Source organism: Flagellimonas oceanensis (genome assembly GCF_003992595.1).
In the GTDB taxonomy this organism is placed as follows: domain Bacteria; phylum Bacteroidota; class Bacteroidia; order Flavobacteriales; family Flavobacteriaceae; genus Flagellimonas; species Flagellimonas oceanensis.
The window spans coordinates 1-10,308 of record NZ_RZNA01000001.1 but is presented as its reverse complement, the minus strand read 5'-3'; the positions used below and the strand labels follow the sequence as shown (position 1 = coordinate 10,308).

Annotated in this window: 6 protein-coding genes and 1 pseudogene; 1 reads left to right on the top strand and 6 read right to left on the bottom strand. The window is 44.6% G+C overall.

Going from position 1 to position 10,308, the window contains the following annotated elements; all coding sequences use genetic code 11:
- The 3 genes and pseudogenes from EO132_RS00035 to EO132_RS00025 all read right to left on the bottom strand — a co-directional run.
- A pseudogene (locus tag EO132_RS00035) lies at window positions 1–458 on the bottom strand (hypothetical protein); the annotation flags it as partial.
- Window positions 459–484: 26 nt separating this feature from the next.
- On the bottom strand, window positions 485–1,903 hold the full coding sequence (locus EO132_RS00030) for a SusD/RagB family nutrient-binding outer membrane lipoprotein (RefSeq protein WP_127136001.1): 1,419 nt from the start codon (window positions 1,901–1,903) through the stop codon (window positions 485–487).
- 17 nt (window positions 1,904–1,920) lie between these two features.
- Window positions 1,921–5,172: a SusC/RagA family TonB-linked outer membrane protein gene (locus tag EO132_RS00025; protein WP_127136000.1), complete on the bottom strand. Its 3,252-nt coding sequence runs from the start codon at window positions 5,170–5,172 to the stop codon at window positions 1,921–1,923.
- 168 nt (window positions 5,173–5,340) lie between these two features.
- Between EO132_RS00025 and EO132_RS00020 the strand changes: the two genes are divergently transcribed.
- On the top strand, window positions 5,341–6,498 hold the full coding sequence (locus EO132_RS00020) for a hypothetical protein (protein ID WP_205780289.1): 1,158 nt from the start codon (window positions 5,341–5,343) through the stop codon (window positions 6,496–6,498).
- A 9-nt stretch (window positions 6,499–6,507) separates the two neighbouring features.
- On the opposite strand, the gene pckA is transcribed toward EO132_RS00020, so the two are convergent.
- From pckA to EO132_RS19110, 3 genes are all read right to left on the bottom strand, one after another.
- Window positions 6,508–8,124, bottom strand: a complete 1,617-nt coding sequence (pckA, locus tag EO132_RS00015; RefSeq protein WP_127135999.1) for a phosphoenolpyruvate carboxykinase (ATP) — start codon at window positions 8,122–8,124, stop codon at window positions 6,508–6,510.
- 555 nt (window positions 8,125–8,679) lie between these two features.
- Window positions 8,680–9,570 (bottom strand): PorP/SprF family type IX secretion system membrane protein, encoded by an 891-nt coding sequence (locus EO132_RS00010; protein WP_164732242.1) that lies wholly within the window; start codon window positions 9,568–9,570, stop codon window positions 8,680–8,682.
- Window positions 9,571–9,602: 32 nt separating this feature from the next.
- Window positions 9,603–10,308, bottom strand: a 706-nt coding sequence (locus EO132_RS19110) for a gliding motility-associated C-terminal domain-containing protein (RefSeq protein ID WP_164732241.1), incomplete at its 5' end; no start/stop codon positions are given.

The window sequence follows — 10,308 nt, the reverse complement described above, 5'->3', positions numbered from 1 at the left end:
TTGGTAATGGTCTCTTGCATCAATGGATTGGATTTATAGGCCCAGGTCATATAGAAAATGGGCTGCGCCCCTTTGGAACGGACCAGTTCGGCAAACTTGGTACCGTATTCCTTAAAACGTTCCGGTGTATCTATGGTACTCAGGCTATGGTCTCCGAACACCACATAGTCCCATTCTTTCTCTTCAAGCAGTTGGCGGGTAACCGTTCCTTTTTCACTTTTCCAGTGCTGTTCCAAATTACTGCCTCCCACAGTGGATTGGTGTGCAGAAATATCAACCCCCTGTGTTTCGGCCATAGCGTCCACCAATTGGGGCATGTTCCAAAAGTAGGTAAAGCTATTTCCAACAAACAATATTTTGATGGGACCTTCCTTTTCTTGGGCACTTAGCTGAACCGGAATGGTCAGCACCAGTGCAACTATCCATATACTCAGATTCTTGATATGCTTTTTTCTCATAATTTGATAATGCAATTGTTATTGGTTTATTGATTGACCGGGGTTTCGTCAAAAAAATTGGGTATGGGATTGGGAACATTGTCGTTCCTATCTATTTCGGATTGTGGATATAAAAACCGTTGTGGTAATTGATTTCCCGTGTTCGGGGTAATAGGCACCCTGACCACTATTTCTCCCTCAGTTCTTCGGGTATCGTTGAATGTCTCTATTTGACCGAACAAGGTAATGTAACGTTCTTCCAGGATTTCGCGAAGTAACGCATTTTCCTGACTGATACCATCCGTGTTTTCCATACCTCCCACTTCAAAATCAGCCGATACATAAGGCTCATAGTTGACTTGGGATGGGTCTACATTTCTCAGGTACCCTCCCGTATCCATAAATGCCCTATACTCGTTCAAATTAGATAGACCTGTCCCAAAACCATTGACTCGCAAACCTGCCTCAGCCAATATCAACAAGTTCTCCTCATAGGTTACCAAAGGTGCCGGGGCATCCTGAGCAGCAAAACCGTCTTCTATATTGGGCTGTATGCCTGTGCTATTTGTGGTAAAAAGAAAACCATATCGTCCCGTTTCATCAGTCTTGGCATTTCCCCTATAATTGGAGGGTATCGGATTGCCCGTACTTGGATCCACAAGGCTTGCCATAAAATCAGATACCACAACATCCGACTGTCGCACTTCTATGGCAAAAAACTGATAATTCAGATTGGAGTTTTCCGCAGCGGTTCCATGCGGTCCATACATACTGTTCGCCATGGAGCTGATTCCGTTGCCGGCAGCATTCAATGCACTTTGATAGTTCTTGGTATGCATGTAAAAACGTGCCTTAAGCGTGTAGGCGGCCTCTATCCATGCATTGGCGTCTCCATCAAAATAAATATCGGAACCGGCACTTGGTCTTCCCGTTCCTTGGCCCAACAATGAAATAGCGGTGTCCAAGGTGTTCTGTATTTTCCCATAGACCGAGGTTTGGCTTTCAAACACAGGGTCTGTGATAGCAACATTCCCGGCTTCATCAAAAGGGATGTCACCATACAAGGATGCAATAGAACCTGCAACCTGTGCCTGTAAAACCAAGGCTATTCCCTGTGCAATTGGGCCAATTTCATCATTGAGAGCGGTCTCTTCCGCAATCAAGGCATTTCTGAAACCATTTACAAAGGCATCATTCCAAAGGGCGTCAAAATCACTGGTGGTTACCGAATACGTATAGAAGCCTTCATGCTGTCTATCTATTCCTCTATATTGACCTGCAAAAATGGCTGCTCGACGAGCTGATTCCCCACTCTGGAACAATAGGTTTCCCACTTCGGCACCTGTAAGAACCGAACCAAAAGAACTCTCCGTAAGATTATTGGGGTCGTTGTTCAAATCATCGACCAGGTCACTACAGGATATCAGTAGTGCACAAAGTATTACGATTGATATATAGCGTTTCATTATTATATTTTTTTTGATTAGAAGTTAAGTGTTAGGCTAAACAAGTATGATTTGGTGCTAGGGTTGTTAAAGTAATCTATCCCCCTAGCCGCACTTACACCAGAAAGGTTGGTATCCGGATCGTTTCCTTCAAATGGAGCCCATAAGAAAAGGTTTCTTCCTGTTACCGAGAATTCGGCAGATTGAACACCTATGGATTTCGCCATCCATTCATTTTTTAAGCGATAGGAAAGGCTCAATTCCCTTAGACGGGTCCATGAACCATCTTCTACATACAGTTCATCGTTCCCGTTGCTGAAAAAACCGCCATCACCATTGTACCATGCTTCGGTAAGAGCGACCGGACCTGCGCCAAAATCCTGCACATTGCCCCTAAAAGTTTCTCCGATATTGATAATGTTACCGTCCGCTGTAAAGTAATTTCGTGTAGCCGTGACCTCGTTAGCTGTATCGTACCAAGTTCCCAAATCACGCATCACGGATTTGGTTCCTGCATAAATATCGGCTCCTTGATAGGTTTCCAATAGCGCTGTCAGCCTAAAATTCTTGTACGAAATACTGGTGGCCAAAGACCCTTGCCAATCTGGGTTGGGGTCGCCAATGACTCCTTCCACTTGGTCTTGCTCGGGAAATCCGTATTCATCATAAACAATGGAACCATCCTCGTTCCGGAGGGTCCTGGAGCCCCACAGCACACCCAAAGGCTCACCTTCTACCGCTCGGGAACTTACCGCCGATAAGCCCCCTAGGTTCAACGATTCGATTCCTGCCAAATCGGTCACTTTATTACGAACCTGTGTGAAATTCGCATCCATCGACCAGCTAAAATCTCCCCTATCTATGATACGATAGCCCAAATCCAGTTCGTACCCTTTGTTTTCGATTTCCGCACCATTGGTATATACGGATGTGTATCCCGTTGAATTGGCTTGAGGAAACTCCAAGAGCACATCTTCCGTAACATTGGAAAAGTATGTTCCACTTATGGAAAGCCTGTTTCTAAAAAAGCGTAGGTCCAAACCTAACTCCATTTCCTTTTTCCTTTCCGGTTTCAAATTGGTATTTCCACGACTGGCACTTGGCACAAATGCCCCGTTGCCAAACAGCCCAAGGTTCAGCCCTCCTCCATAGGAATCCCCAAATGTGGGGGAAACATATACATTTGAGGTATTGTATCGGGCGGGCTGTACACCGACCTCACCATAGGAAGCCCGTAATTTTCCAAAAGAAAAGAAGGTACTTTCCTGAAAAGGTTCCAACTCGGAAAACTGCCAAGCCACAGAGGTAGATGGAAAAATGAAAGCCTTGTTGTCCATATCCCCAAAAGTAGATGCGGTTTCGCCCCTGACCGTGGCATTTACATACAACATCTCATACAGCGCAAATGATGCCGACGAATATACCCCCACGGTCCGTTCCTGCCCTTGGTAACTATTGGTCTCTATATTTTCGGGCAGGATATTATCCGAATCCCTTATACCACTGTCCACATCGAGGAACTGAACAAAGTTGGTCCCGATATATCCATTTACCGCTCTTGATTTGTCGTTATAATTAAATCCCAACAAAAAATCACCACTGACATCGTCCGTTAGGTCAAAATTGGTCTTGGCGATGTAATCCATATTAAAAATGGTATTGGTAGCCAACTCCTGACTTATAAAACCAGATCTATAGGATCCTGACGCGGACCCTGGCGTAAAAAATTGATTTCTTTTCTCACTATAATGGTCAAGTCCCACTCTGGCAATCAAAGTCAACCAAGAACTGGGTGTAGCAGTCAACTCAACATTGGTAATAAAACGATCTACCTTGGCCAAATTTTCTTGCTCGTTAATGGTCCAAAGCGGATTATTGTATGTTGGTGTACCGTCCGCACCCAAAGGCTCTCTATACGACCTTTGCCTGTCCGATACTGGAGTAGCATCCCCGTCTGTGAAATAATCCCCTCTGTAACCGGATATATCAAAGTCCACTGGATTTCTTAGCAATCCAAGATATAGTCCGGAACTGTTCGCACCCTTTAAAATTCTATTGGACTTGGTCCGTGAATAGGAGGAGCTTACTTTTAGGCTAATGGCATCGGTAAAGTTTTGTCTTGCATTAAAGCGCATCGTCGTTCTATTGTAATCGGAATTGTTCCTAATGATACCTTGTTGGTCCAGGTTTCCCAAGCTAAAGAACATAGAACCTTTTTGATTGCCTCCGCTAACGCTCAAGTTGTTTTCCAAAAAGTGTCCATTATTGAAAATCTTATCAAAATTGGAATCATGAAAGGTCTGCTGTGAGTTTTTGTTCAAAATAGGGTAATAGACATTTCCGTTTTGATCCAAATAAAATTCGCCCGACGTATCCAGCTCGTCAAGTCCTCCAGACCTTTCGGACAGTTTATCTCCCCAGGAATCCCTTGCCCTTTGGTCATACACTCCATTATCACCCTGCCCATATTCATCCTGTTGCGGATATTTACGGTTAATTTCATCGTATGAATAAGTGCTCTTTAAGCTTACAGAAAGTCGACTGTTGAACTTACCGGTTTTGGTCGTAATATTGATGACACCTCCCAGGGCCTGTGTTCCCCACAGAGCTGCTGCGGACGCACCCTTGAGCACCGTAATGCTCTCGATATCGTTCGGGTTGATATCGTTCAGCCTTGATTCTTGGTTCACTCCACCGCTATCGCTGTTTCCTCGTACATCGTTACTAATTGGAACGCCGTCTACAATAATAAGCGGTTGACTGTTTCGGGTAATGGAAGACACCCCTCTAATCTGAATGTAAGATCCTGCGCCTGGATCGCTAGAGTTTCTGGAAATACGTACTCCGGACGATTTTCCGGACAAACTATTGAGCACATTGGTTTCCCCGGCTTCGGCTACCTTGTTCCCGGAAACCGTAGAACTCGCATAACCCAAATCGTCTTTCTGTTCTTTAAATCCCAAAGAAGTTACGACAACCTCGTCCAAGGCCTCAGCACTCTCCTCCATAACAATATTTAAGGTATTACCGCTCCCAACCGTTTTGGTTACCGTGGTAAACCCAATATAACTGAATAGAATTTGTGAGGATTCGTCCCGTACCGTAATGGCATAGTTACCATCAAAATCTGAAGTGGTTCCATTAGTTGTCTCTCGCTCAAGTATGGACACCCCAGGCAATGGTTGCCCATTTTCGTCAGTTACTTTTCCGGAAATTTGTTTTTGAGAAGATACAATTTGAAAGGAAAGGACCCCAAGAAGCAAAAATGCATGCTTAAGTCTGAATTTCATTTTAAATGTTTTAAGTTTGATTAGTTTAGAGTAAAAATTACCAAAAAAACAAAAGTTGTTGTTTTGATATTATTGTGCTTATGTGATTGACAATTATATAAATAATCGCTATTTATATTGTCATTTTAATAACTTTTATCAATTTTTATCAATTTTTAACCGACTTACATGCACACAGAAGACGAGATAAATAAAATTCATGCGGAATTTATCTCAAAACTAGAACGCCATTATGGCAAATACGATTCGAACACGAACAAGTTTGAATCGACGAGCAATTCAAAGATTGCACGTGATCTATTTTATAGTGATTCACAATTCTCTAGATTAATAAACAATACAGCATCGGAAGGTGAGCTTACCAGGGCTCTACGAAATGTTCAGCGTCTTTTGGATGTAAATGAGCTTCGCGGTAAGGTAAAGAAATTAGGTGAAAAGCCTGATGATTCCTTGTTCAGCAATAAAAAGTACCTCTTTGGCATCGGGCTTTTACTATTAGGTTGCATCCTGACCACCTACATGATAACACGCTCCAACGAAACAATTGACCAAACCGAGGAACCATCCGAGGAGACTCGATATGAAATGTTGCGGTGGGGTTTTGAAAATAACTACGTAAAACCCTATGTCCGGCTAAAGGAACTACCTGAAGATTGTTACTACCCTTGTTACAAATACCAAGGTAAATGGAAGCTCAAAGAGGAATATAAAATTCCTTTTTTCAGGGAAAGAAACGGATTTCATTATGTAGCAAAAGAAGTGGTCATGTACGCTCGGTGTATGGATGAACGGGATGATCGCGGAGAATCTTTCGAAGGATACGAATACCAAAAACATGAGATTTGGTATGATAAACGTGAGGTTCCCATCGATTCATTTCTAACCAAGGACGCCAATCCCAAGTTGATTTCATCCTACATGAACTCCAACTTTGAAGATGACCCCAATTATGTGAAAATTGCCTATGTGCATACCTTTTTCAAAACCGAGTTCAGTATTGATGGTAAAGAGGTACAGCGCTCCGGTAAGGCCATTGGGCGCGACATTGAGTTTGTCCCTCAAGATGTTTTAGAAAAAGAGGCCGTATCGGCAAAGTTATTGAACGAACTAAAAAGCGAGACCAACTCCATAGCCAAAAATCTATTGGATGACTTTTCAAAGCCCATTACGTGTAATCCGACGATGGCGCCCAATGTGGATTTTAACCAAATCAAGGAAGGAGATGTGCTAAGCTTTGACTGTCAGTTCAGTACCGGCAGATTTCTTGTTGATTATAACAAATCCTATGTTTTTACCGATCAATACATCAGTACCTTCTGTAGATAAACCAAAGGTTTAGAACGCGTACCGTTGCGGTCCTCCCCTTCGGATTTCCTCGCCGGCATGCTCCTCGAACTTTTTAAAATTCTCCCTAAAGGCGTTAGTGAGCTTAAAGGCCGTTTTGTAGTACGCCTCGTCATTGTTCCATGTAGCCCTTGGGCTCAGCACCTTGGTCGGCACACCTGGACATTCCCTCGGTTGGGCCACACCAAAGACCGAGTGGATGTGGTACTTCCCATAATTGTACAGTCCCAACTCCCCGTTCAATGCAGCGCTGATCATCGCCCTGGTGTACTTTAGTTCCATGCGGGTGCCCACTCCGTAGGGACCGCCAGTCCAGCCTGTATTCACCAACCACACGTCCACACCGGATTCCTTCATCTTCTTGCTCAGCATCTCCGCATACTTGGCCGGGTGCAATGGCATGAACGGGGCTCCGAAGCATGCAGAAAAGGATGGCTGTGGCTCTACAACACCAGCTTCCGTTCCGGCAACCTTGGCCGTATAACCGGATATAAAGTGATAGGCAGCCTGTGCAGGGGTCAATTTTGAAATGGGGGGCAATACCCCAAAAGCATCCGCCGTGAGAAAAAAGATGTTCTTTACGTTCTTCCCTATCGATGGCAACTGTATGTTATCGATATGGTGTATCGGATAGCTTACCCTGGTGTTCTGGGTTATGGAGGTATTGGTAAAATCAACATCGCCATTGTTGTCCATTACCACGTTTTCCAAAATAGCACCCTTTTTGATGGCTCCGTAGATCTCCGGTTCCTTTTCTTTTGATAGGTCGATGACCTTAGCATAGCAGCCTCCCTCAAAATTGAACACTGTATTGTCCGGCGTCCAACCGTGCTCGTCGTCCCCGATCAGTTTTCTGTCCGGGTCGGTGGACAAAGTGGTTTTTCCTGTACCAGAAAGTCCAAAGAATATCGCCGTGTCCCCCGACCCCCCCACATTGGCGGAACAGTGCATGGGCAAGGTATTCTTGTATACGGGAAGGATGAAATTGAGCGCGGAGAATATCCCCTTCTTGATCTCCCCGGTATAGCCCGTACCGCCGATAAGGGCAATCTTTCTGCCAAAGTTCAAAATCGCAAAGTTATGCTGTCTGGTGCCGTCCTCCTTTGGGTCGGCCATAAAACCGGGTGCGTTGACCACGGTCCACTCCGGGTCAAAATCCTCCAATTCCTCCTCAGTGGGGCGAAGGAACATATTGTAGGCGAACATATTGGACCATGGGTACTCGTTGATTACACGGATGTTCAAACGGTAGTCCGCATCGGCACAGGCGTAGGCATCCCTAATATATAGTTCTTTGTTGTTCAGGTAAGCGATGACCTTATCGTACAATGCATCGAACTTTTCACTATCAAATGGGATGTTGATGTCTCCCCACCAGACCTTGTCCTTGGTGATTTCGTCCTTCACGATAAAGCGGTCCTTCGGCGACCGGCCCGTGAACTCTCCAGTATTTACGGCCAAGGCACCGGAAGAGGCCTCTTTTCCCATTCCATTGTCAACTGTGATGTCTTGAAGTTTTTCTGGGGACAATTGGTAATGGATGTTGTCGATTTTAAGGTTTAGTTTTTTAATAGAAGTTAAAAGGTTAGCGGACGGTAATAATGACATGATTTCTTGATATGTTAATTTCAATATGCTTTCAAGAATATCAAAAAAATGCCAAGTAATAAGGGTTTAACAACGTTTACTAATTTTTAACGATTTTCATATCAACGGACATCGCTCCCCTTTCCTTAACCAGTATTCAATTATGATTTCATGTTGATCCTATTCTATTGCATTCTGCTTAAAGGAAATAAGGTATACACCAAAATCAAAAAAAACACTATCAATTGGTTGACAGTGCTTTTAAAACATTCGCTTTATTGTGTCGGGGTGACTGAATCATCGACGAAATTCTATATTATTGAAAATCATTATTTTAACACTATAATCTTGAAGGTACCCCCGTTAAGAACACGGAAAGCAAAAAACAACTTTTGGACACAACTTTAATGTGTTTAACTCTAGATAAAGTCAGTAATAATATTCAAGTTCAAGCTATTTTTCAACTTTAAAAAGATTAATGATTAAATCAATATGAATGCAACTGAAAATAGTATCACCATACCTATTTAAGGACACCCCTTATCTCGTAAAATCATTTTTTTATGAGCGATTTATTTAGAGTGCTAGTCTCATGAAAAGTTCGTGGGTGTTGTTGTCCAAACCGTCAATTTGGTTTTGGATTGAGGTCTCGTAGGCGTAGCCCAGATTGAACCCGCTGCTGATGTTGAACAGGAACAGTCCACTGATGCTCTCATCGTACCTGTAGCTGGCCCCTAACTCAAAGCGTTCCCCAAAATCCAGAATTCCCGTGAATTCCACGGATATGGGCGATGCATCCACGTAGCGCAACATCCCCATGGTCTTCAGGTCCAAGGTCCTGCCCAGCAAAAAGGTATACCCACCGCTCAGATAGGCGTGCATACGGTCCACCCCGAGGTAGGCATTGCCATCACGCTCCTGCAAACGGTCGGGAGTCAACAGCTTTGGTGCCGAAAGGGACGCGAAATACCTGTCGTGCTTCAAATAGACCCCGGCGCCCACATTGGGGGTGAAGCGGCTATCATAATCCACCAATGTCCCGTCCTGTCCCACACCGTAGGTCACAAGGCCCTGTGTGTTGGCGTCGTAGGAATTGGCGCTTCCCTTGATCCCGAAGTAGAGCATGTGCTCATCGTCCAATTGGATGTTGTAGGAGACGTCGATGGCCACCCATGTCTGTTGCTCGATAAAGGTCTTGTCGTTGAGTATGGAGGCCCCGAGCCCTATGTTCTTGCCCACGGGCATCCCGAAAATGGCACTTTGGCTTTCAGGAGCCCCTTCGATTCCCGCCCATTGGCTGCGAATCCCCAATGAGAATTCGGCAGCCTCGGAACTCCCCGCAAAGGCAGGGTTGTAAATGTTCATGTTGTAGCGGTAAAAGGTATAGTTCGGGTCCTGTTGTGCACTTGCCGATAGGGAAAGCACGAGGAGGAGGACCAGTAATTGAATGTTATTTAAAAGTTTCATCTGTTGTGTATGGTGTTTTTTGTTGTGTTGGTTTAATAGTTGATGAATATCCATCCTTGCAATGGTGCACTGCCATCGCCTAGGTTGATGACATACATGTACGATCCCGCAGGGAGTTTTTCGTTCCTGTTCTTGTAGAAACCTTCCCAGTTGTTGCGATAGGATCGGGTTCCAAAAACTTCGTGACCCCAGCGGTTGTATACCTTCACCACGTTGTTCGGGTAATTATCGATTCCTGGAATTATCCAAGCATCGTTGTTCCCGTCACCATTAGGCGTAAAGGCCTGTGCAGGAACCAAAGAAGGCTCTTCGCTTGTTGGGAATGCATCGTCCGCATCTGGAACACCATCATTGTCGTCATCCTCATCCATGCTATCGGGAATACCATCCCCATCGGTATCCAATGGAGTGTTGGATGCATCCGTTGGGTCGGTTCCTTCGGTCAATTCCACTTCGTCGGAATAACCATCGCCATCGTCATCGGTATCCGCATTGTCGCCAATTCCGTCCCCGTCCGTATCGATTGTCTCTGAAGCATCATTCGGGAAATCATCCTGATTATCCGGTATACCGTCATTGTCATCATCATTGTCAACGTTGTCGCCAAGACCGTCTCCGTCCGTATCGGTATCGGTAACGCCGTCATTATCGTCGTCCGTATCAGAATTGTCACCTACACCATCGCCATCAATATCGGAATCTTCGTTTGGATCGTATGGGAAGGCATCCTCATCATCT